General features: G+C 51.3%; 17 protein-coding genes. 11 read left to right on the top strand and 6 right to left on the bottom strand.

Going from position 1 to position 24,456, the window contains the following annotated elements:
* The first annotated feature begins 575 nt into the window (after nucleotides 1–575).
* Nucleotides 576–1,664 carry a dTDP-glucose 4,6-dehydratase gene (gene rfbB / locus PW792_10560; GenBank protein ID MDE1162369.1) on the top strand — a complete coding sequence of 363 codons (1,089 nt, stop codon included), beginning with the start codon at nucleotides 576–578 and terminating at the stop codon, nucleotides 1,662–1,664.
* Entirely contained in the window at nucleotides 1,661–2,536 is an 876-nt protein-coding gene (rfbA, locus tag PW792_10555) for a glucose-1-phosphate thymidylyltransferase RfbA (protein ID MDE1162368.1), read from the top strand. Before rfbB ends, rfbA begins: the two co-directional genes overlap by 4 nt.
* Before the next feature lie 1,211 nt (nucleotides 2,537–3,747).
* On the opposite strand, the gene rfbC is transcribed toward rfbA, so the two are convergent.
* Together rfbC and PW792_10545 are read right to left on the bottom strand one after the other, a co-directional pair.
* Nucleotides 3,748–4,293 carry a dTDP-4-dehydrorhamnose 3,5-epimerase gene (gene rfbC, locus PW792_10550; GenBank protein ID MDE1162367.1) on the bottom strand — a complete coding sequence of 182 codons (546 nt, stop codon included), beginning with the start codon at nucleotides 4,291–4,293 and terminating at the stop codon, nucleotides 3,748–3,750.
* Between the two features lie 98 nt (nucleotides 4,294–4,391).
* Nucleotides 4,392–5,555 (bottom strand): glycosyltransferase, encoded by a 1,164-nt coding sequence (locus PW792_10545; protein MDE1162366.1) that lies wholly within the window; start codon nucleotides 5,553–5,555, stop codon nucleotides 4,392–4,394.
* A 464-nt stretch (nucleotides 5,556–6,019) separates the two neighbouring features.
* Here PW792_10545 and PW792_10540 point away from each other — a divergent pair, with 464 nt between their 5' ends.
* The 9 genes from PW792_10540 (at nucleotide 6,020) to PW792_10500 (ending at nucleotide 18,673) form a co-directional block, all read left to right on the top strand.
* Nucleotides 6,020–8,329 (top strand): polysaccharide biosynthesis tyrosine autokinase, encoded by a 2,310-nt coding sequence (locus PW792_10540; GenBank protein ID MDE1162365.1) that lies wholly within the window; start codon nucleotides 6,020–6,022, stop codon nucleotides 8,327–8,329.
* 34 nt (nucleotides 8,330–8,363) lie between these two features.
* On the top strand, nucleotides 8,364–9,317 hold the full coding sequence (locus PW792_10535) for a polysaccharide export protein (protein ID MDE1162364.1): 954 nt from the start codon (nucleotides 8,364–8,366) through the stop codon (nucleotides 9,315–9,317).
* A gap of 14 nt (nucleotides 9,318–9,331) precedes the next feature.
* Complete coding sequence (locus PW792_10530) at nucleotides 9,332–10,696, top strand: hypothetical protein (protein ID MDE1162363.1); 1,365 nt, start codon at nucleotides 9,332–9,334, stop codon at nucleotides 10,694–10,696.
* 96 nt (nucleotides 10,697–10,792) lie between these two features.
* Nucleotides 10,793–11,773 carry a glycosyltransferase gene (locus PW792_10525; protein MDE1162362.1) on the top strand — a complete coding sequence of 327 codons (981 nt, stop codon included), beginning with the start codon at nucleotides 10,793–10,795 and terminating at the stop codon, nucleotides 11,771–11,773.
* A gap of 74 nt (nucleotides 11,774–11,847) precedes the next feature.
* Nucleotides 11,848–13,119, top strand: a complete 1,272-nt coding sequence (locus tag PW792_10520) for a hypothetical protein (GenBank protein MDE1162361.1) — start codon at nucleotides 11,848–11,850, stop codon at nucleotides 13,117–13,119.
* A gap of 95 nt (nucleotides 13,120–13,214) precedes the next feature.
* Nucleotides 13,215–13,814 carry a hypothetical protein gene (locus PW792_10515; GenBank protein MDE1162360.1) on the top strand — a complete coding sequence of 200 codons (600 nt, stop codon included), beginning with the start codon at nucleotides 13,215–13,217 and terminating at the stop codon, nucleotides 13,812–13,814.
* Between the two features lie 85 nt (nucleotides 13,815–13,899).
* On the top strand, nucleotides 13,900–14,898 hold the full coding sequence (locus PW792_10510; protein MDE1162359.1) for a phosphotransferase: 999 nt from the start codon (nucleotides 13,900–13,902) through the stop codon (nucleotides 14,896–14,898).
* Between the two features lie 1,359 nt (nucleotides 14,899–16,257).
* Nucleotides 16,258–17,562, top strand: coding sequence for an O-antigen ligase family protein (locus tag PW792_10505; GenBank protein MDE1162358.1), 1,305 nt, complete (start codon nucleotides 16,258–16,260; stop codon nucleotides 17,560–17,562).
* A 43-nt stretch (nucleotides 17,563–17,605) separates the two neighbouring features.
* Nucleotides 17,606–18,673 (top strand): acyltransferase, encoded by a 1,068-nt coding sequence (locus tag PW792_10500; protein ID MDE1162357.1) that lies wholly within the window; start codon nucleotides 17,606–17,608, stop codon nucleotides 18,671–18,673.
* Here the strand turns inward: PW792_10500 and PW792_10495 are convergent.
* The 4 genes from PW792_10495 to PW792_10480 all read right to left on the bottom strand — a co-directional run bounded on the left by PW792_10495 (nucleotide 18,670) and on the right by PW792_10480 (nucleotide 23,125).
* Nucleotides 18,670–19,641 carry a glycosyltransferase family 4 protein gene (locus PW792_10495; protein ID MDE1162356.1) on the bottom strand — a complete coding sequence of 324 codons (972 nt, stop codon included), beginning with the start codon at nucleotides 19,639–19,641 and terminating at the stop codon, nucleotides 18,670–18,672. The genes PW792_10500 and PW792_10495 overlap by 4 nt on opposite strands.
* A gap of 249 nt (nucleotides 19,642–19,890) precedes the next feature.
* Nucleotides 19,891–20,688 carry a glycosyltransferase family 2 protein gene (locus tag PW792_10490; protein MDE1162355.1) on the bottom strand — a complete coding sequence of 266 codons (798 nt, stop codon included), beginning with the start codon at nucleotides 20,686–20,688 and terminating at the stop codon, nucleotides 19,891–19,893.
* Nucleotides 20,675–21,790 (bottom strand): DUF1972 domain-containing protein, encoded by a 1,116-nt coding sequence (locus PW792_10485; protein ID MDE1162354.1) that lies wholly within the window; start codon nucleotides 21,788–21,790, stop codon nucleotides 20,675–20,677. The genes PW792_10490 and PW792_10485 overlap by 14 nt, the downstream gene beginning before the upstream one ends.
* 315 nt (nucleotides 21,791–22,105) lie before the next feature.
* Complete coding sequence (locus tag PW792_10480; GenBank protein ID MDE1162353.1) at nucleotides 22,106–23,125, bottom strand: acyltransferase; 1,020 nt, start codon at nucleotides 23,123–23,125, stop codon at nucleotides 22,106–22,108.
* Nucleotides 23,126–24,456: the final 1,331 nt, after the last annotated feature.

The raw sequence follows: 24,456 nt of genomic DNA, 5'->3' as shown, positions 1-24,456 counted from the left end.
ACTCACGATCTAGCTCATGCCGCGCCTTTTGGAACGCTAGCGATTTTCCTTGTGCTCGGCTGGCCGAGACGCCCCATTCAGGTTCTGCTCGTCGTTGGGCTTCTTGGTACCGGAACCGAGTGGTATGAGCATTTGTTCGATAATGCGCCCGTCGAAAGAGCAGATGTTCTTGTCGACATGCTAGGAGCGATCCTCGGTGTAGCTCTGGCTCTCTTGATGCAGAGGCGTGGAAAAAGAAAGGAACTGAGCCGGTGATAGCTTGTCATCGACAATGAATCGCGCGCCATCCTGGCGGTTGTGTTATTCCGCAGCCTGAATGACATCCTGTTTTTGCATCATGTCTCCTGCCACCTATCTTTCTAAAGAATCAGCGAGATAACTTTGTCGCTCCAAAACGTTGTTAGAATAGCCTCAGGCGTGTGATTAAGCTTGCCAGTACGTGGGTGCAACCGTACTCTCGCGAGAGAGGTAATGTCGAAACTGTTTATCAGTGTTGAGTGCGTTTGTTCCGATGGCCATTGGGGTTCAGCAAGCTCTTGGAATGCTGCCGATCTTAACATGAAATGAGAAACCAGATGCGAAGGCCGATTCTTGTCACCGGTGGAGCTGGATTTATTGGCGGAAATTTTATTCTTGATTGGTTGAATCTAGGACTCGGGCCTGTTGTTAATCTGGATAAGCTGACTTATGCCGGCAATCTTATGACGCTCGCATCCGTTGAGAACCATCCTGATTACGCTTTTGTGCACGGCGACATATCGGACGCCACGCTATTAGCACGCGTGTTTTCAGAGTATCGTCCCGGTGCTGTGGTTAATTTTGCTGCAGAGAGTCATGTCGATCGCTCCATCGCGGCGCCCGAGGCATTCCTTCGAACAAATATAACCGGTACATTTCAGATGCTGAGCGCCGCACGTACATATTTTGAGAGTCTGAAAACGTGTGAGCGTGATGCCTTTCGTTTTCATCACGTTTCGACGGATGAGGTTTACGGAACACTAGGTCCTAATGACTCCGCCTTTAATGAAGAAACGCAATATGCGCCCAATAGTCCTTATGCGGCTTCTAAAGCCGCCAGCGATCATTTGGTACGTGCGTGGCACCATACGTATAATCTGCCGACACTGGAAACTAATTGCTCCAACAATTACGGTCCGTATCATTTTCCAGAGAAGCTCATTCCTCTTGTTATAGAGAATGGCTTGGCAGGGCAGCCTCTGCCAATTTACGGCGACGGCCAGCAGGTGCGTGACTGGCTGTATGTGAAGGATCATACGTCTGCGATTCGCAGAGTGCTCGACGCAGGAAAAATAGGTGAAAGTTATAATGTCGGCGGCTGCAATCAGCAGACAAATCTCTACGTTGTCAAGGCAATCTGCTCGCTACTAGATGAATTGCGCCCCGCTGCGGAACCCTATGATCGACTTATCACCTATGTAGATGACCGTCCGGGACATGATCAACGCTATGCAATCGACCCGACAAAGATCGAACGTGAGCTCGGATGGAGGCCTGCAGAGACTTTCGAGACAGGCCTTAGGAAGACCGTTGAATGGTATCTCAGTAATCGCCAGTGGGTAGACAGCGTTAAGAGCGGCGCTTACAAAAACTGGATCGAGAGCAATTACGCGCGCCGCGCGGCGAAAGCAGGTATGCACCAGTGAAAGGGATCATTTTAGCCGGTGGATCCGGTACGCGACTTTACCCTGTAACGCAGGCTGTCTCGAAACAACTTTTACCAGTCTACGATAAGCCAATGATTTATTATCCGTTGTCTGTGCTTATGTTAGCAGGAATCCGCGAAATCCTTATTATTTCTACGCCAATTGATACGCCTCGTTTCGAGATGTTACTTGGCGACGGAAGTCAATGGGGCCTCAATCTGCAGTATGCAATCCAATCATCCCCGGATGGCATTGCTCAAGCGTTCTTGATCGGTAGGGCGTTTCTTGCAGGTGAAGGCTGTTGTCTCGTACTTGGCGATAACATTTTCTTTGGCCACGATATGGCTAAGATATTGGAGAAGGCAGCGAAGCGCACCTCAGGGGCGACTGTGTTCGCATATCCTGTGAGTGATCCAGAACGTTATGGTGTCGTAGAATTTAATGGTAACCAGCGCGCGATTTCACTTGAAGAAAAGCCGATAAGCCCTAAATCAAAATATGCTGTAACCGGACTTTACTTTTATGATGCCGAGATAACAACTGTGGCTGAGAGCCTACGTCCTTCTTGTCGTGGCGAACTAGAGATCACAGATGTGAATATGTGGTATCTCAAGCGGGATCGGCTGAATGTAGAGATAATGGGACGTGGGTTTGCATGGCTCGACACAGGTTTGCATGACTCACTATTGGAAGCAGCCAATTTTATTCATGTCGTAGAGCGACGCCAAGGGTTAAAGATAGCGTGCCCGGAAGAGATCGCATGGCGCAATGGATGGATTAATGCTGAGAGGGTGAGGGTCTTAGCTGATCGGCTGGGCAAAAGTAGCTACGCTACATATCTCAGGCGGGTGTTGGAGGAGAGCGTCTTCTAGTTGTGGGCAACTACCTGATCTGTTTTGAGGATGTGAGGATGAAATAAAGATGAGTAGGGCAGGAGTTAACAGCGAAGCAAGTAAGCATACTGGCTATACCCGCTAACGCTAAAAATCTTCTGATTTTCGATCTTTCACAGCCGTCTCGCAAAAATAGATTGCGGGGGGGGGGTAGGGGAACAGTCCTGCTTTCGAGCGGATTCGTCAGATGTGATACATGGTTGGTATAAGGCTAGCTATCTCGCGCGCGTCGTCGCCCGCAGGATCCTATTCAGCTACTATGTGCAATCGGCAGACAGAATCTCGTTCAAGTCGAGGGAGTGATCCGGCGGTAGTCTGCCCGGCGTTTTTGTACCAGTCTGAGTGATAGAGACTGGGTACGTCCGACGCAACGGGCAGACGAGGACAAGCTCACACAAGTGATCGTGACTGGCCAGTATGGCCGCTATGGCGGACGTGCGGCTTGGGCCCACGCACGCGAGCCACTTCTGGAGTTACGCCTTGGTGAATGTGCGCACGCACGAAGCCCCCTCATGGCCAGGACGCTGAACCAGATCGATGAGCACACGAGGGAGGCGCTTATGGTGCGGTTCGAATGCCGCTGGTCGAGCGCGAAAGGTCATCGGTGCTCTGGCCGATGCGATGGTCACGAAGGGCATTCCTGAGCATCTTCGCTCCGACAACGGCCCGAGTTCATTGCGCACGACCTGCGCAAGTGGCTTGCCGATAGGGGAGCGAAGACGATGTAGATTGAATCCGGCCCGCTGTGGGAGAACGGCCGCTGCGGGAGCTTCAACTCGAAGATGAGGATGAGTTTCAACGGCTAGATCTTTTACTCGTTGAAGGAGCTGCGGGTGTTGGCGGGACGCTGGCGCAGAAACTACAACACCGTCCGGCCGCACTCCTCGCTGGGATACCGCCCGCCGGCCCCGGAGGAATGGCAGGCCACATCCTGCATCGATCGATACAAGAGGATTGATGCACTACACTAACAAACTCATTGGTACGAAAGATCGGTCAGGCAGTCGTGCAACTTCCTGAGAAACAGGATACCGTATGAAAATACCAGGGAATTGGGAGAAGCCCAACCTCCAGGTAAGCTCGGCTAAAAGCCAAGGTATCTAGATAGGGAAATGCTTAGGTACTATTCCCGTTCTGGATCGGGATAGCTATTCGAGATCTGCTCTGCCTACCAACTAGCGTCTAGATCACTATTGGGGTAGCTCTGCTTCAGTGAGGCTGGGAGCATGAGCGTCTTTGTGTGAGACTGCCGGTAGAATATGGTCCAAGGGCCAGCTAATCGCCAATTGTGGATCGTTCCAACGGATTGCACGTTCGCCATCGGGGTAATACGGTTGAGTAGTCTTATACAAGACATTTGCGGTCTCAGATAATACTACGAAGCCATGCGCAAAGCCCTCGGGAATCCACAAATACTCTAAACTCTCTTCGCGGAGGTCGACGCCTACCCATCTGCCAAAGTATGGCGACGCTGGGCGGATGTCGACCGCAACATCCCAGATATGACCAGTCAGCACGCGAACGAGCTTGCCTTGGGGTTTGCCAAGTTGATAGTGGAGTCCACGGAGAACACCATAGCGAGAGAAGGACTGATTCTCTTGGGCATAATCTGTCGGAAGCTTCAGATCCTCGAATGTTTGCTTGCTGAATGCTTCTGCAAACCAGCCGCGATCATCGCCATGCTTTTTAGGTACCACACGTAGGACGTCAGGAAGAGACGTTTTGATGATATGCATAAGCGAATTCTACCTTGAACGATGCAAGGCTGGACGAGCTTGCGTCATTACTATGACTCTTCTGTTTCGTCTGGCGAAGAGGTATATCATTCTGCCGTCTATTCTGAATCAGGAATCTTTAATGTTGTAACCAAGCCAGATTGTTCAAAGATACTGTTGTGCAATCTAGTCCATGTGAGTTGTGCCGCTCGATCCCGAGCGCCCATCGCGTAAGCGTTGTATTCGGCGTCTGACATATGATTGAACATCTGCATCGCCTGTGCGATCTCCTGTACGATCGCACCCTCGTGGCGGTTTGCAGTTTCCAGTTTATAGCCGCAACTGTTATCTATCATTGTTCCGGGGCCTCCCAGATCAAGACAGATGACCGGAGTCCCTCTGGCTAGAGACTCCAGCACGGCCATCCCGCCGGAGTCATGCATACTCGGAAAAACGAGAGCCGTACAAAGCTTCAGGTAATCCATGGAGGCTTGGCGATCCATGTGTCCCATGAAGTGAACTTTGTTCTCAACACCGCATTTGACCGCGACTGAATGCAGCCAGTCCTTGTGGGGCCCGGTGCCGAGGATATCCAAGCTTGCATCTGGCAAAACGGATACGACTTGTGCGAAGGCTTTGATTGCCAGATGGATACCTTTCCAGTGCAGCAGTCTCGCAATGCACACAAACTTGGGTGTATTCGGACGCTCGCTCATTGGAAGAGCCAAGTCACTTGGGGAAAGGCCAACGCTCAATAGGATACTGGCCTTATGTCGCTTCTGGGGCGATATGAGTTGTAGACTTTCTCTGCTAGTAACGAAAATATGGGAAGCCCTATCATAGGCTTGCTGAGTGATGGGGCTAATTCTCTGAACTGAGATACCTAGCCGACGGACCGCCTCGAAAAGGCGAAACCGAAGAGGGAGCGAATGCATTATACCCGATGGTGCTACTTCGCCGCCGGCTACGGGCCCAACGATAAATGGTAACCCCAACTTTCCCAAGGGGCATCCCGTCATCATGCCGGAGAACGTCACGTAGAACACCGCATCGAAAGGAGTCTTTTGCTGTTGTGCCTGAGCTACGCGAAAGGCACCCCTTTGCCAGAGGTAAACGTAGAGGTAAAGAAAACCTGGGATTTTCTTCTTCAGAGCTCTCAGCGGTTGAGGCAGATCAAAATAGATAAAGTGAAGGTTTGGATTACGAGAGCGAGGGTCACGCTCTATAGGATCCTTGTTGTTACTGCGGGTGAGGACCCAAACCTCTTCAACCGTCTTTACCATCTCAAGTGTACGTTGCCAGCCTATCTCTTGTTCCGATCCCTTGCCGGGTTCGCAGGCATACGCTGATATTAGGACTCGCATGTGTTCACTATATAATGGACAGAGCCAGAGGATGGTTCGGTGCACCACCTTGCATTTGCGTAAAATCATCTAATGCCTGTAAACTGATGTCGCTGGGCGGATCTCCGGAAACCGAGGGTCTTTGTTTGACAGATGGTTTCATGCTGCTTGATACTGGTGGAGTAGCTACTTAGACGAACCGCTATCTGCAAGAAAGTCAGGTCGAACCCTCCATTGGGCCTTGGCGGCACTCTGCTTGCCTCTTAAGGTGTTTGGCTCGGCTGGTTGTTGCCCGCCACTCATGAAGTCGAGGATGATAGATTTGAGTTTCACCGAAGTAGGCATGTGACGGCGGTACGGATCTATGCTTTTGCTCCCATCATTTTGAAGGAAATCGGTCCCAATTGAGCGATAACACAGAGCATGTTGTAGATCAGGAGCCGGCTGATGTTATCGATCGGGCTCCCATCACTGATATAGCAGACGAAGTTTCTCTTCAGCAGATCCTTCTCGTGCCGTGGAAATGGCGGAACGTTGTTATCGGCTTCGCTGCTGTGGGGCTTCTTCTTTCCATTATCTACGTAATTATCTCCCCCTCTAAATATGTTGCCACTGCAACAATCGAGATGAAGGAGGGAAACAATAGCAACTTGCTTTCTGATCTAGCCTCTATGGCTACAGGCGGCGTTGACGAGATGAAGGTTCAGATGCAAACGGCAGTTGCCGTGATTACGAATGATTCGATCGCCTTAGCCGTGATGAAGAACACTGGCATGCTTCCTGGTGGTCAACGCGATGTTGCCACAGGCTCAGACCCGCGGCTTGCAGATCCAGAACACGTCCCGCCAGCCCAGCGTGAAAGTTTAATACGTACATTCAAGTCGCACCTCAAAGTCGCTTCTGTGGAGAATTCGCGCCTAATCACGGTCAGTTTCACCAGCACCGATCCGAAAACGGCTGCCAAGGTCGCCAATGAGATCGTTACGGAGTACAAATCGTACCTACTTAGTTCCAGCTTCACCTCTTCCAAAGACGTTTCATCTTGGCTCACAAATCAACTGTCTGGTTTGGCAGACGAGGTTCAACGTTCCCAGCACGACGTGGAGCAATATGAGCGTAGCCATAACCTTTCGGCAGAGATGTTTGGACTAAGCTCATTGGGTTCATCTTCGGGAGGCGGTAAGCAAGGCACGAGCGGGGGGGGGGGCGTTCATATCCAGGAGTTAGATCGCCTGACGGCATTGAATAGTGAACTTACCGGGGCTGCGGCACGACGAATGCAGGCCGAGGCGGTCTATCGACTTGTCAAGACTGGTAATCCAGATCTAATAGCTTCGGCCTCTCCTGGAGGATTAGGAATCCAGACGAGCCCAGATAACAGTTCATTACTTGGAGAGCAGTCAATCAGCAATCTCACGTCCCTTCGTGCTCAAGAAGCGCAAATTAGAATTCTTATTGCCGAGGCCGGAACAAAGTACGGTCCCAGAGACGACCACATGAAAGCACTGCAGACTCGTCTTTCCGCGACCGAGCAGCAAATCCAACTCGAGATAGGAAAGGTCGAACACCGTGCTGAGAGCGAGTTACAACTCGCGCGCGCGAACGAAACTGCCATACGCGGCGAATATGAAGCGCAGAAGAAGGTGGCGGGCAACTTGAATGAAGACGTGGTGCAGCTTGGGATTCTTATGGAGCAAGCCCGATCCAGTCGTGAGCTGTACGATCTTCTTTACGGTAAATTGCAGCAAGCAAATATTCAAGCGGGTGGTACCGCAACGAATGTAACCCTTGCAGATCCTGCTCGTGTTCCAGGTACCCCCTACTCGCCACGTAGACTGCTTTCTCCCGTTGTTGGTCTTGCCGCAGGCTTGTTCTTGGGCCTTGTTTTTGCCTTCGTCCTAGAAAGTCTCGATGACACACTAGCAGATGTTCTCCAAGTGGAGTCCCTGACGCGAGTTCCAGTCCTTGGGATCATACCCTTGTTTGATCGCACAGCGAACCGCCGATATGGCGGGGCGGGAGCTGTGGAGAGCAGCCCGTTCATTGTCGAGCCTGAGAGTCCGACTGCCGAGGCTTTCAGGAGCCTCCGGTCCGGCCTGGGCTTCGCTGGCGCAGGACGGAGGATTCGTACAATTGCCTTTATGAGCTCCTTGAGCGGGGAGGGGAAAACCTTCACGGTCTATAATCTCGGTCACGCCTTTGCTGCGGCGGGTACAAGGGTGCTGATTATCGATGCCGACCTTCGCCGTCCACGCCAACACGTATTGTTCCGCGTGTCTGGTGCTGAGGGCCTTTCAACCCTCCTTTCGGGGCAAGGCAAAGTCACTGACCTCGTAAAGCAGCACACCGACCAGCCTAACCTCTGGATTCTTCCGTCAGGACCAATCACGGCACTCGCATCAGAACTTATTAGCTCAGGCGATATGGGTAAAGTCCTCAAAGAAGCTAAGGAAACATTTGATCTCATTCTTGTCGATAACGCGCCGGCTTTACCGGTAGCAGACCCTGTGCAGATCGCGAGCTATTGTGACGCGACAATTGGTGTAATCCGCGCAGGAAAAACAAGTCGCAAGGCGCTCCGCCGCTTTGTGCAAATCTTGCAGAGAAACAGAATCCATATGGTTGGTGTTGTGATGGAGGCGGTCGAGATGTCTGCGGGGGAATACCGTTATACCTACGGTTACAATATCGAGGCATACTATGGGAAAAAGTAGCCTGACCTCGCTAAGCATTGCAGTCCTCGGTCTCATGTCCATCGGAATCCACGCACAATCTGCGTCGACTGATAGCGTAGCAACATCGACCCTCCAGACAAAATCTGCAGCAAAGAGTCAGACCAGCGGAGGAGAATTTGGCCCGGTCAAGCTCCCTGAAGATTTTTCTAAACTCAGGGTTGGTGCCGGTGATTTGTTGAGCGTCGATATTTATGAAACTCCCGAGTTCACAGGTCAGTACCGCGTCGATCCGAATGGCGATATTGCGGTTCCGCTGATCGGGAAGCGACACGTTGCAGGAATGACGCAAGCGGAGATTGCCACAATGCTCGAACAGACCTTGCGTAGCGAGCAAATACTAGTGAATCCCCAAGTTAATGTAGATATTTCTCAATACGCGAGTCGATTCGTAACTGTCCTCGGCGAAGTTTCAAACCCAGGACGCTTTCCGGTGATCGGACCGGCACACTTAACCGATATATTGGCCCAAGCAGGCGGCGTCACGCCTCTGGCTGGCGCGGATGTAAGAATTCGCCACGACGGACAGCCACTTGGTTCTGAAACTGTCGTCTTCTATTCTCGGCGCACAAGCAACGAGGCAACTGGACAGACGGAAATTTCGCCCGGGGATATCATTGTGATTCCGCGCGCAGGTATTATCTACGTATTGGGCGCTGTAAACCATCCTGGTGGCTACGTTATGCAGGAGGACGGCTCACTGAACGTTGCCCAGGCATTATCACTCGCAGGCGGGACCGCGTTGCAGGCTAAGACGGGAGGCCTTCGGGTTGTGCGTCGCAATGCAGACGGGACGATCGCCGACATTCGGCTTTCCTATGACCAAATTGCAGATGGAAAGCAGGAGCCAATCGCCCTAAAGGCCGAAGATGTTGTCTACGTGCCCATGAGTAAGCTCAAGGCAAGTTTCGTTGCGGCCTCATCTATCCTGTCGTCTGCGGCTTCGGCCACCATTGTTGCAGCACGCTAAGAGCCGCTTCTGGAATGGCAAATTTGATCCCACCCCCGGTTGCAACAAATAGAACTGAAAACCAGATGCCCATCGCGCCATGGAAAGAACTCATTAAGAAGAGCCCACTAGGTCTTTTTCTTGGTCGAGAGGTTTGGGCTCTGGTGGATCAGGGACTCGTTAGTGCGGTGAGTTTTCTCACAAATGTAATGCTTGCTCGCTTTATGGGGCTTCACGAATTCGGCCAATTTGCACTCACTTGGATGGCGATCTTGTTTGTGAACAGCCTACAGACTGCACTAATTGTCGCACCGATGATGAGCATCGGGCCCAAGCAGGAAGAGAAAGACAGGCCCTTATATTTTGGTGCAGTAGTCGCCCAAGAAATATGTCTTCTGCTACTCTGCTTCTCGTTTATTTTCTTTGGCGTCAGAACGTGTAGTGGCGTCTTTCACCATCCTGAAATCTCACATCTAGCATTACCGCTTGCTGTTGCAGCTTTTGCCTATCAAGGTCAGGATTTCGTGCGAAGATATTTTTTCGCCACTCGTCAGAGCCAGCGCGCGCTTTGGGATGATGCCCTAAGCTATCTTCCTCAACTCTTGCTCATCGGTCTGCTGCACCGAGCAAAATTGCTCAACAGCGCATCGGCACTTTGGGCCATGGCCGCTACTTCCATTCTGGGCTTGATTATAGGTTCTTTCTGGCTGGAAAGGATCCGGTTTCAAGCCGAGTGGATACGGATGATCTGGTGGCGACACTGGAAGATATCTCGTTGGCTCACAGGATCCGCTCTGCTTGTGTGGACGTCGAGCAATCTTTTTATTTTGTCCGCCCCCGTTTACTACGGTGTCGCTGCGGCCGGAGTCCTTAAGGCATCGCAGAACGTGATGGGTGTCGCAAACATCTGGTTTCTAGGTCTGGAAAACATCGTTCCAGCCGAGAGTGCACGGCAACTCCACGTCGGGGGGCTTGCGGCGATGCTACGTTACATTCGCTCGGTGATTTGGAAATGGGGCGGCCTGACGTTCCTATATGCCGCATTGATATCTATTATGCCCGGATTGTTGCTTAAATTGATCTACGGACCACAAATGGGCTCCTATGGTTATGTTTTGCGTCTCTACGCCGCGCTCTACCTCATCTCATTTATAGGTGGGCCTCTCCGGGCTGGCTTACAGGCTCTAGAATTCACTATGCCTGTCTTCTTCTCTTATCTCGTGATGACCGGGTTTGCGTTTGTGTTTGCCATGCCAATGGCGAAGTGGCTAGGAATGAGCGGGTCCTTATTGGGTCTTCTAAGTGCACAGATAATCTTCCAGGGTATCGTAGGCATATCGCTGGTCTGGAAGGCTAGGCATATCCGCAGGCACTCCGAGCCTGCTCTGCAGTCGAACTAGAGCAGGCAGCGGAACGCCCGCGCCGGACTTTGGAATGATAATGTTCGATCAGTATAGATTTATGGATGAGTTGAATCCTAGGTTGGGAGTTTTAGTATGCCGATTACTATATTGATGCCTGCCTATAATGCCGAGCGCTACATCGCTAAAGCCATTGAAAGCGTATTGGCGCAGACGTATGAAGACTTTGAGCTGATGATATTGGACGATGGTTCGGACGATGACACGCTCACCATTGCCAGGCGATTTGAGTCATTGGATTCGCGCGTTCACGTCTCATTCCATGAGAATATCGGCCCTGCTGCTACGTTAAATCGCGGACTTGCCTTGGCGACAAGTGAATGGGTGGTTCTGATGCACGCGGACGATGAGATGCTTCCAAACCGGATTGAGTCCCAATTGGCCTTCATCACCGAACATCCCGAACTAGCCGTTGCTAGTAGTCGAGTAATCCACATTGACGCGAATGGTCGAGAGTTCGCACGAGATCACTCTAAACTCACCACGCACGCAGCCGTTCAGAAACTCGTAGCCGCCGACGAGGTAATAGCGATAAGTCATCCCGCCGCAATCTTGCGAAAAGACATTGTTTTGGCCGCTGGAGGATATCGAGACCAATTTCGTACCAACGAGGACGTCGATCTTTGGAATCGACTACTCGAGCAGGGACATAAGATTTTGGTTCAGCCAGAATATCTCTTGCGTTATCGTATTCATGGAACGTCCGCGACGGTAGGGAAGAACAAGCTTTGCTGGCAGCAGTTGCGATGGTGCAAAGATTGCATGCTGCGCAGACGAAAGGGCAAGCCAGAACTGAGTTGGGGCGAATTTGTCGCTTTCCGTAAGACGTTACCTTGGAGAATTCGTGTTAATCAAGATCGCAAAGATTATGCCAAAATATTTTATAAGAACGCAACATTTGAGTATGCCCGACGCCACTATTTTGGCGCGGTCGCGAATGCGTTTCTGGGGGTGATGCTCCGTCCCGGCATGATCTTGCCCCAGATTACAACAAAACTCCTTGCTCAACGACGAGCTTCGGCTTCGAAGGCCATGAGCAAAAGCTTGAACATATAGAAACGGTGAATGGATCTATGGTGCGAATCCTCAACAGCGAAGCTCCTCAGGGTAGAGCCCTTGAGCAGGCACCAGTGCTCTCTTTCGGTGGGTTTCTCCGCCAACTTGTCGCTCAACTGCAAACGCATCAGATTATTCCATGCGTGCTGCGGAATTATGAAGGATTCCCCGAAACAAACATTGGAAATGACGTGGATTTCATGATTCGTCCGGACCAATTGCCTTTCGCTATCCAGGCGGTGGAGTCCATTCCCGGGATTCGTATAACCGGATATAACGAACAATATCATGTGGCTATGACCTTCTTGGATGGAGTCTCCGCGGTTCCAGGAAGAAATGCTTTTCAAGTGGATTTCATCCGCTCCTTCACCTGGAAGGGTTTGCCGTATCTGGTGCCTGAGGACGTTATCGCGTCTGCGGTGCAGCGCAATCAAGATGGGTTCAAGTTTTTCGTGCCCTCCCCGGTATGTGAAGCACTCATCTCTCTTCTAACGAGTCTCGTAATTTCGGGATTTGTCAAGGAGCGATACTTTGCCGATGTGCGAAGGGAGTTGGCCAGCCACCCGGCCGAAGCAAAGGCGATTCTTCGACCGGCGTTTGGGCAACGTGTTGCCGCCCGCCTCGTTGAAGCGACGATAGATGGTGATAAGAGCAAAATTCTCTTGTGTATCGGTCCGTTGCGCCGGGCGCTTTTGATTCGCCGCTTTTTACGTAAGCCTTTGGAAAGCCTATTAGCCGTGATCCGGCATCATGCCATCGTTCTAAGAGTGCGGCATTCTCCTCAAACCTTGCAGACTATTAGGATATTTTGTCCTAATGCTCGGCTCGGCAAACAGGCCGCAGATAATCTTGTGGCTGCACTCCGATATATTGCACCAGAAGTCGAATATGGTGCGGGGCTGGATATTTCGTCCTCATTTTCCATTGCCCGCATCGCGTGTTGGCTGAGCGCCGAGTGGCGCCGACAATTTGGCGGCAGGAAGAATCTGACTCTTCGAGTTTCATCTTCAGAGCTCCTTTACCAGTGTGGGAATGCAAAAGGTCTCAAACCCGCTATGCATCGGTGGGCTGCATCACTTGCTGTGCGGTTTCTTCCTCGTACGGACCTATGGATACTACTCAAGCCTCACACTCAGACTGATTCCCTAGCAATCTGCGGGGAGTGGATGCGGTCTAAGAAAAACTGCATAGAAGTGGATGCCTCGGATCCTGCTTCGGATGTAGTCGCTAACATGCGCGTAGCTGTGGTTGATGCACTCGCTCAGCGTACCGAGGTGAAACTAGTTTCAATCTTAAAGAGAGCTTTGCTTGCCAAAGGAATTGCGAGCCGCGAATCCGAACTCTGAAGAAGGTAGCTCTTTCATACAACTATCTCTGTGTTGGCGCATCCGCGACGACGCCTGAGCACAACCCTTAGCGCACAATATTACGGAGTGACGGAATGAGATTTGTATTCCTTGGACCCGACGGTGCAGGCAAGAGTTCCGTCATCGCTGGGCTCATGGCCAGCCTGAGTTCGGCGGGCATAGATGCAGGTATGCGCCACCTAAAGCCAAGGATGGTGGCAACTTTGCGCGGTCAGCAAGTAACAATCGTCACCGATCCGCATGGCAAGCCGCCGCGGGGAGCATTCGCCTCGATGGTTAAGATTGGGATCTGGCTAGGAGAGGAATGGTATGCGCGCTGGTTTACAGAGAAGAACGACGTGCTCGTTTGTGATCGCTACTATCACGATTTACTCGTGGATCCAGTGCGATACCGATTCGGAGCGCCAATTTGGCTCGCTAGGTTGTTTGGGAAGTTCATGCCACAGCCACGGCTCTGGATCTTATTGAACGCGCCGCCTGAAGTGCTACAAGCGCGCAAGCAAGAAGTTACTCCTGAGGAAACAGCGAGACAATGCGCCGCATATTTGCACTTTGTTCAAACACAAAGACGGCACGTGATTGTGGACGCATCCCAACCGCTGGAAAGGGTGATCGCTGACGTAACAGATGCGGTGACCGCGGCAATCGCGCTGGGGCCGATCTCCAATGGATGATCTGGGAAATTTCTATAAGCCGGCACGAACCTCTTCTACACATCTCGCAGTCTCTTGGAAGGGAACAGTACGTTATATTCTTCCGATGGATCGTAACGCCCAAAGGGCTTGCTTGAGTTTGTTTAAGCCAGGGCGCGTCGAACCATTTCTACGATTACAGACGGCGTTCCCAGTGATCACTGGCGCTGTGCCATCCGTCGAGTCAGAGAACCTTGCGTGGATCCGTAGCCTTCTGCCTTCAGATGCTCTCCTTTCATGCTCAAGGAGAGGGGCGGCCGGGCCCTGGTCAAAGGATACGATTCTTCTGCTCTCGAAGGAGATGGAACCGAAGTATGTGGTGAAAGCAGGAAAAGGGCCAGCGATCGCGAAACTGCTGGAGAACGAAGCGGGATGGCTAAAGCGGCTCGGACAGAACCGGAATCTTATGATGCATGTGCCTCGCTTGTTGGGATATGACCAAAACCCATCTGGGATATCATTCCTGGCACAGGAGGTTTTGGAAGGAGAAATGAGCTTCGAGTTGGGGCAGCCTCATTTCGCTTATCTGAATGTACTTCAAGCAACCTCACATCAAAGTAGACGATATTCCGAAAGCCAGTTTGCGAGAACAATCGCGTCGCGCTTGGATGATGTGGAAAGTCTGCTACCCACCGAATGGGCCATACGACTGCGTAAAGCGTCGTATGCCGTTGAGCGCCTGTTCGGCGATTCCAATATGCCATATGTAATTGGTCACAATGACTTTACTCCTTGGAACGTGCGCCTGGCGGCTGGGCGTGCCTACGTTTTTGACTGGGAGTACGGGGAACCGGAATCACTTCCTCTTTTGGATCCGCTTCATTTTGCACTCAAACCCCTCGCTCTTCGCGTGGCCCCCCCGGAAATGATCGCAAGAAAGGCCGCTGAGGTGATTCGACAGTGCAAGGACGCTTTGAGCGATGAGTATTGCCAGAACTCCTCCGCCCAGACGCTCGCGTATTATTTGAGCCTTTGCCTTCTATTTGTTTGGGCCGACCGAGGGATCCAGAAGGTTGATCCCATGTTGAAGGCCTACGCGCCGATCATCGACCAAATGTCAATGTGAAGTGTCTATTGCTTAAGGGTAGCAGGTCTCAGTGTAAGCTTGGCGTAGAGAATTTTGCCTAAAGCTATGCCAGGTAGCTCGATCTTGTCATAAAAGATTGATGAAATTGGCCAACTCATAGTTAGAGTCACTAGCATCAGGATGATGCATCTCCACGTGGCACTGACAGGAGTTAGGCTAATAATGCCAGCGCAGACGGACATCACTGTGAAATGCAAGAGGTATATGCTGTATGAGATGTCTCCCAGTCTTGTGACATGGCGACCCTGCAGGGGGATGCATCTCCGCTCAACCAGACCAAGAATGAAGATAGATGCACATAGCGATTCAACTACAAGCGGGATAAAAGCGTTGTAATCCACCTCGAAGCGCCATTTGGGATTCAGCGTGCGAAAGAATAGCATGGCAAAAAGTGAGAACCATAAGACAAACCTGCTGCGAAAGAGCCAGCCGTACCTAATCTGAATGTGACGTGCAAGTGAACCTAGCACAAACGAAGGGAGGAAGATGAGCAACGATCCTCCCTGAGTGTGGAAACCAACGTAGAGGGCAATGGCCAGCAGAGGTCCACCAAAGCCGCGTCGAACAAATACGGCAATGAAGGGTATTACAAGTGATGCTATCATCTCCACTTTTATTGACCACATGGGTGGAAGAAGCGAGGTGGGACGCCCAGTGAACGTCGAGAGCATCAAGCCTAATCGGGGCTTGGCTGCGTTCACGATGTACCACTTGGAGGCGCCGGAGACCGGCAAATGGGGACGTACCACCATCATGTAAACGGCTGCCAAAAGGCATGCTGCAAGTAGAGCAGGATAGATGCGGAATAGTCGTGCAAGGTAGAACTTGAAAAGGCTGCTTAAACTTAAACTGACTCTGTCGAGGGAGCGTGAGAGTACATATCCGCTCATGACGAAGAATAACATCACTGCGGCATGGGCATTCAAAAGCCGTTCTATCCAGAGTTCGGAGGGGGGGGGAGCGTGAAAACTGCAGCCGAATGATGAAGAAGCACTAATATTGCCGCAAGTCCACGAAGAGACTGCAACTCCGCCACATGGTGATGTCGTACGTTCATGGTTGCCAGAGTGGCAAGTTTATCACTTTTAGCGTCACGTCAACAGAACCAAATACGGAACAGAAGGCGTGTAAAATAGAGGAAATCTGCGGTGTCTACACTTTCGCCGCTCTCGCACGGCGGAGCTAATCTTGCTAAATTTAGGTCGTGGTAAACATTCAATTATAAGAAGATGGAGCGGTGGTGCTCGCTTAGATGCGAGCCGGACCGGACGGAATCGCTCAACTTTGAGATTTCTTCTGCGGTATCCTATATTCTTGCTAGCGTTGGGACCTCCGGTTTTGAGAACTGCTGGTGTTGGTACGGATACATCCCAGGCGCACGCCGACCTCTGGTCGGTTCTACAAGTTACTTGGATCGGTGCTGTGGCGGCGAATGCCATCTACCGCATCCGCTCCAGTATGTTCATTCCGCCTCAAGTCCAAGGGATTATCCGGACCGCCCTTTTGTTGGGGGTTCTCTTTGCAGTATCCATTTTGTATTCGCCAGGGAGAACGGTTTCGGCCGAGTTCGCCCTTCTCTATTTCATGACATGGGTGGTCGTCGTTCAATTTGTCTCAGACACCTATACGAATACTCAGGACTGGATCGAGGCTCTTAGGGCACTTCGGAGGGTTTGCGTATCTTCTTACCTCTTGATCATTGCTGTCTTCATTATTAGCCCTAGCATGGTTTTCACCACGGAAAATGGTCAGGCATTTAGACTGACCGGCGGAGCCGTTGGCAGCACAGTCATTCTTGGTCCAGTCATCGCGTTCATTTCGCTGTATTTTCTATTACACAAGCTCGACAAGTCACCCAAGAATTTGGCTCTCGTAATTTTTGGTGTATTCGGTACTCTTGCAAGTGCATCTCGTGGTGCCATCTTTGCAATGCTCGTAGTAATGGCGATGATTTCCTTCCTCTGGGCCACTGACAGTGCGACTCGTCGACTCAAGCTGACTACGTCCATCCTAGTTTTGCTGGCGACCTCTGCCCTAGCGACCCTTGTCGTAGGTAGTGAAAAGATTGTAACGGCCTTTCATCGCGGCCAATCTACGGCGGAAATAGCACAGGGTTCAGGCAGGAGTTACCTTTGGCAGCTCGCGTTTTCCTTGGTTTCTGAGAGTCCGCAAGGTCTCGGCTACGTTGCCGGCTTCCGTCACGCTATGGCAAATCGTTTCGACATTTACTTCAATGGTGACATTAGTAAACTCGGTACTGCGCACAATACATTTCTTCAGTACCTTCTAGATGCAGGATGGTTGGGGCTGTTGTGCTTTCTATTGCTTACACTGCAATTGGCACTTCTCGTGCATCGTTTTATCAGGAAAGCCTCTGTTCGGAAAGCAGCCTCCGCAGCCTACCACGCCCTGTGCTGTGGCACCGCAATAGAACTCTACTGCCTGATCAATGGGATCGAATCCTCTGCATATAACATCCCATTGCAGCAATTGTTTTACCTACAACACATCGCGTATGCACTAATCCTCGGAGGGGGGGCCTGCCTTATAAGCGATGAGCGACAGCAACAAGTGATCCTACGACCCTTACGTCTTCCGATGGACATTCAGCGAGATACGGATTCAAGCCGTCGACCATCGTGAACTTTCTGAAACGAGCATTGTGCAAGATATGGGATATAAAAGCATGAAAGAGCCTACAGCGATGCGCCGGAAATACCTGGGACTTCAAATATTGCGCTTCGTTGCAGCATTCATGGTACTCGTCACGCATTCTGGTTACTACGCTTCGGAGCGTTTGGCCGGAGGCTTTGGCTATTGGAAGAACGGCGCGGCAGGTGTAGACATCTTCTTCGTCTTGAGCGGATTCGTCATGATCTACTCTTCGACAAAGCTGTTTGGCGACCCGAAAGGATGGAAGATCTTCGCTGAACGCCGTATTGTTCGCATTGTTCCGCTTTATTGGTTGGCGACTACGGCTAAGGTGATTCTGCTGCTTGTTGCATCGGGAGTGGTGTTGCACGCGAAGCTAGGGATGTTTGAGGTAATTGCGTCCTATCTATTCCTCCCGTCCCGCAACTCCACTGGAGAGATTGGTCCACTATTGGGTGTAGGATGGACGCTTAACTTCGAAATGTTTTTCTATTTTCTGTTCACTCTGGCCCTTTGGCTTCGGCTGAACGTCTATCGTTTTGTTGGATCTGTGCTTATACTGCTTTCCTGTGGCGCATTTATCCGGCACTCCGAATGGCCCGCGATTTCATTCTATCTGAAGGTCTCTGTGCTGGAGTTCCTCTATGGGATGTTGATTGCAAGAGCTTGCATGAAGGGACGTCATCTGCCCGTAAATGCAGCAGTGGCTGTTTTACTTCTTGCGTTTTGGGCTCTTGTGACCCCATGGCAGCCTATGCTTAGGGCGCATGCCATATCACATGGGCTAGCTGCCGCTCTCATCATTTACTCAATGGCATCACTAGAAGATCGCCTCACGCGCATTCCGAATTTCGTTCTGTATCTTGCCGATGCTTCGTATGCCATTTACCTCTTCCATTCGCTAATCGCGCCGGGCGTACCGGCAGTTTTCGCGAAACTGCATCTGACGAAGCCATGGCTCTCAATCATCTGTAGTGTGCTCGTGTCGCTAGGTGTAGGTAGTCTTATCCATTCGTGTGTCGAAGAGCCCATCACACGATTCTTCCGTGATCGAATAAAAATCGCTGGCAAAAAAGTCATCCACCTACCGAATACCACCTAGCTCCGAGAAATGCGCGATCCTATGAAGTTCCCGATCCTTTCCATGTAGCGAGATTCGTGGAACTCACTGAGGAAGCGATCACGACCAGCAGAGCCGTGTTGCTGTGCGAGAATAGGATTCTCGAGATAGGTAGCGATAGCGGTTGCGAGATGATCCGCGTTTCCAGGTACGACCAGAGTGCCGGTAGAACCGTCGACTACGATTTCGCGCAGACCTCCATGGTTGGCCGCAATCACACAGCAGCTGGCCGCCATCGCTTCGACTGCAACGAGACCGAAGGGCTCTGGTGCCTCGGATGGGACCGTAACGATATCAGCCCAAGCGTAGAGGTCGGATGGATCTTCACGAAAGGGAAGTATTTCAGCGATCTCGCTCAGGTCATTCTCTTGCACAAGCTGAACGATATTGTCATAGTAGTGACGCTGGTTTTCAAAATAGCTTCCGACGATGCGCACTCGAATCTTGGCTCGCTGATCTATCGAAAGCGAGGCTAGAGCCCTAATTAGGGTAGCCTGCCCTTTCCAAGCATTGAATCGTCCGATCATTAAAATATTGAGTTCAGCCTTTGGCTTAGTTGAACGAGGAACCGTATAATCTGGCAATCCGTTCCAAAGTACCTCTCTGGATTGATCTTGCGAAAGCGAGAATGATTGCGCGGTGGCGTGAGAGTTGAAGAGCACGGCGGCCCCGCTAAACCGAAGCAGAGCTGAGAGAATCGTGCTTGTAGTGCCGGTCGGTAGTTCGTGAACATGCACGATAGCAGGTTGATGGCTAAATCTAGTGGCAAGAATATAGTCAAGAACGGGAATCGTATTTATGTAGACAAGGTCGTAGTCACGCATGAGGATCGATGCTCTATAGACCCTTTTTATTAGACGGATGACACTTCCAAGACGAAGATTCTTCAAGTTGCTTTTGCGCAAAATGGCTAGATCCGATATACGGACATCATCCACGATGTCGCGCATCGCCTTCGAAAGTGATCCTTCGCGAGGGAGTAGAACTGTAAGCCGTGCGTTTGGCCAGCGCAACTGAGCGGCACGAACGGACTGTAACATCGTCCGATCGGACCCGTACAATTCGTAGCCTTGGTGGACGAACAAAATAGAGAGGGGCACATCACACCTCGAAGATCAAGCAAAATTACTCTGTGTCATACCGAGCTGCGCAAGTACTGCGAATGTCGAGCCCGACATGCCACACAAATGTAAAGCCAATTACCGTGTGGCCCAGTAACGATGAGCTGCTACGAGTCCTCGACGGTATTGGAGCTTCGAATGCTTGATCATATATTCGAACGAAGCCCACGCTCTCGATCGCCCTCCAGAAAGAACCTTTGCTTTCTTCGCTTCGACCAACGCTTCGAACGAATCGCTGGTTCCACCTGCTTGCATTTCAGCGGTGACTTGAGGAAGGAAGGCCGTTCGTAAAGTATCCCCCGCGCGCAACAAGAGTTCGTAATCTCCTGTGATGCGGTACGTCAAGTCGTATAGTCCTAGCCGATGGAACAGAGAGCGGTGATGCATGCTTCCTACATGGGCCACACGCATTTCACGCTGGAAACCTGGCCAATCCCAAGGGGCTCCGATGATTTTCACTTTCTCAGGTGGGGCCGGAACCCAACGGACCTGAGAACTCATGTACTCCGTACCGGGGTGACCGGCTGCGAGGCGCATGTAGGAAGAGATTGCTCCTGGATAATACTCATCGTCAGAGCCGAGAAAAGCAATCCATTCTCCTGTCGCAGCCTTCACTCCTTTATTCCAAGCATCATAAATGCCCTTGTCTTTCTCGCTTGTAAAGTAGCCGATGTAGTCCTTATATTGCTCAATAACGTCGAGGGTGCGGTCACTAGATCCACCGTCGATGATCACGTGTTCGACATCGGGGTAGTCTTGCGTAGAGACGCTGTTGATACATCTCGCCAGCAGTGTTTCGGCATTGAATGTTGCCGTGATAACGGAAACACGCCCTGGCACAAAGCTCTGCATCGTGTTCTCTTTAGTCAGTTGCATAGGCCTCCAGAAGCTGGGTATAAGCCCCAAGGATCTTCTCCTGCTTGAAGTCAACCTGGAATCGAGCGCGGCTTGCTGCACGCATATTCGCAAGACATTCAGGGTCCGCGAAGAGCTTTGAAATAATGTCGTCAAGGTGCGTTGTGGACTGGAAGTATTCTGCTCCCGGACCAGCCACCCAGGCGTTGAAGGGGGTTGATCGAGCGATGACTGGATTTCCTGCGGCGAGTGCCTCGACGAGCGAGGGGTTCGTACCGCCGACCTTGTGCCCGTGGATATAAGCCATAGAGAACCTACGTAGAGTCTTCACAACTGTTTTGTCGAAGATTGCTCCAGGCATGATTACGTCGGAATTTGCCATGTCCATGATACGTGAGTGATAGGCGTTCGATTGGGGAGAAAGCCGCCCTAGCACGATGAGCTTGCCGGGACGAGATCTTCTGCAGAAAGCCTCGACGATTTCCAAAATGGAGTTTTCGGGTTCAGGTCGCGCAATAACAATCATGTATCGCCCCACCTCGACTCCAAATGTCGCTAGAATAATTCGCTCTTCCTCGGTCGGAACATCGATTGGTGGTAGTTCGTCAGCTCCATAAGCGATGACCGAAATTTTGGCTTTGGATGTATGCCGCTCGAGATGTCGGGCGATCTCGGGGTGATCGGCAATGAGATGGGTGGAAAGCCGCGCTCCTAGGAATTCATTGAACATGAGCCAAAGCCTCTCGACTCGGCTCCATTTCTCGCGCTTCCACTCAATGCCGTCCATATTCATAATTGTCTTGCGACGCTTGAGCAGGTAGAGAACGCTGAAGATCGCTGTGTTGTATCCCAAGATCAAAGGCACACCCTGCGATCTGAGGGATTCGCGAACTGCCGCAAGGTCGAATCTCATCGTACCAAGGGGACCCTCGCCGCCGTGGAGGTGAATTCTTCGGATGCCTTGCCAAAAATCTTCCTTGGCGGAACTCGTAACGTCGGACTGGCAATACACGGTGACCCTATGTCCTAGTTTCGTCAGATGAAGAGCGAGCACCTCCGCGAAGGTTTCGAAACCGCCGTGAGCAGCCGGCACACCTCTCGTACCGAGAATTTGAACTTCCATGAGTTAATGATCATTCCGGGCAGAAGATTTTATGTAGAACCCTTATAAAGAAGGGTACGAGCTAGTATGCCCAAACATGTTTCCTTCGGAACACCTCTAGTCGGACGCCTGACCAATCGTTCATTTTGAGCAGGCGATTCACCTGATTGTAACACTATGCCCCGATAGGGCATAGTGGGCCGAAATGACGACTTCGAGCGGCACATCGGACACGACAACGCCACGTCCGGCGCTGGTGCAATTGCGAAGGTTCACCATAGGAAGTCCCTAGTTTGATAGGATAGTGCACATCTTCCACATCCGATCGGGACGCAATTATGGCTGATGAATGAACTTCCGATGCCGCACTCTCAGATGATCCCTAAGCCAAGTTGTGATTGGTCTTTCAACGCCATGGTGCATGACTGCGCCGCTCGCCACACCGACAAAGATGCATCCGATAAACGACAATGTGACACTTGGATAGTGAATACGTTTTAGTAGTGTAGGAACTATCTGAATTGTAAGCATCTGAAATAGATAGATTGCATACGAAGCCTCCGCAATCCATAGAATCGCTTTGGCTGGACGGGCTAGATATTCCTCTAGCAAAACTATAGCCATTACCATCATGGCAGACGGTAAGCCCATCGTAAAGAGTCGAGGAATAGTCGGATATTCCGGCAAGAGCAGGAGAAGCGATATTCCTAGACTAAAGATCGCCATTCCCTGAACCCGCGTGACTCGGAAGCGCCCTGTACAGTATCTCGCAATCAACATGCCTAAATAAAACTCAAATATCACCGAATTGAAGAAGAAAAAGAGGGGCGAGGAGGATGACTGGGGGTGCAAAAATGAGATAAGCGTAAAACACGAAAGCACTATTCCCATGACTGGAAAGAGACTCAAGCGAAAATAAAGAATAAAAGTGAAAAGGCAATAGAACAGCATCTCGAAACTGAGAGTCCATGCCGCTTGAATCAATAAGCCGGAGCCTTCCTTTAGAGCGGAAGGGAGGAAAAGAAATGAAAGGAATATAGTCGAAGGAGTAAGTGATGAGTGTAAGACTAGCGATGCTGCCATCAGCATGATCGCGATCTTAATCGTTGTCGCAATCCAATACATTGGAACAACCCGCGCGAGCCGCCTCTCTAGGAAAATTTTCCATCCGTATGGATCGTCGAAGAGACGCAGGGATGAGTACACCATTACGAATCCGCTCAGCACGAAAAAGATATCGACCCCTGCGCGTCCACGGCCCCAGTCAGCGATATTTCGCGAGAGAATCTGGGCAGTTCGGGCCGCCGCATGGTAGGTCAAAACCAGAAGAACCGCAATCGCACGAAGAGTTTGCAACCCCTCGTACCTAGGCCTTTGCATTTCTGAGCTTGGCATCGAGTTTGAAATTCCTTAATTGCACTTTATGCTAACAGAAGTGAGGAATACCATTGTCTTCATGGCATATCGTTGCCCTTTGTTGGCATTCAGGATTGGAGGCACAGGGATCAGGATCTGCTCTATGGTGCCCCCACCCCCGGCTCCGGTGTCGGCAGGGGATGCTAGGAGGAATGATACTCGTGCCTGTGTGCAGAAGACGGTCGGCGCCTCAAGGTTAGTGAAGCCTCCGTGCGGGAGTTCCCACCCTTTGGCACCACAGCCACTAATGGGCCCAGCAGGACGGCGCCAAGATCAGGTGCGTGACACCAACGGCACCAACTGAAACATCCCCTTATTCGCAATCCCTCCGATGACGGTTCCGCTTGCCGTATTCGAACCGGCTTGGAAGTTTGCAACGCGGGGACATCGCTTTCGGGAGGGAAGACACTTAGCCTCAGAACCTCCGAGGTCCCGTCGTTACCTAGCCTCGATCTATTGATTATTACTATGGATAACCATTTTCGCAAATTTGGTGCTGGGTGAAATTTGTTCCGAAAGGTAACGCGCCATAAGCGAAGGAAGCCTCATCCCTCAGTATCCATCGCTAAACCACGTATCAATTTGAGATTTTTCCCGAATATGCTTGCCGCTTGCAATACTCACGAAACTCTCCAACCCAGGTAGGCGGCTCATGAGTGCTCGCCATCCGGAGCTTTGGGCGGCCTACGTGCAATAGCCGGAGAGGAAATTATTCCTCCACCGAGGCTGGGCTTTAGAAGATGTGCGAACGATCTAAAGAATTCGTCGGATGTGGCTCGGTGAGAACCCAGGATCTTTATTTCGCGCGTCTATTTCGGGGCGAGAGTCATACATCTTTGACGCGTAATTTATGCCGAATCCTACGGCACACCATGCCGCCTTGGGTCATACAGTGGTCCGGAGGTCAGAAACCCCTCACCCCTAATTCGAAGTTCTATCGAAAAACAACGATCAGTTCATTGTCTGTTGATACGGCGCGCCCATGCTGACCGTGGTCAAGATTTTGATCGTGGAGGTAGGTATGTTCTCAACTCTGGTCTTGTTGGCCGGCGCATTGCTCGTCTTGTCAGTAGCACCGCCTCTCTTGCTGGATCAAATCTGTCGAAACAGATACCGAAAGGCAACACATAACGGATTGCTTGAAGATCGGATTGGTGCGGGGAAGTCTGATCTTCAGGGAACGGAACACCACGCTGAGGGGCTCGGATCTGCGTCCGCGTTACAACTCACCACCCAATCATTCAAGGGGTGGTCGCCACTATGCGTTAGTT

Source organism: Acidobacteriaceae bacterium (assembly GCA_028283655.1).
Taxonomy (GTDB): domain Bacteria; phylum Acidobacteriota; class Terriglobia; order Terriglobales; family Acidobacteriaceae; genus Granulicella.
This window is presented reverse-complemented; position numbering and strand designations above follow the sequence as displayed.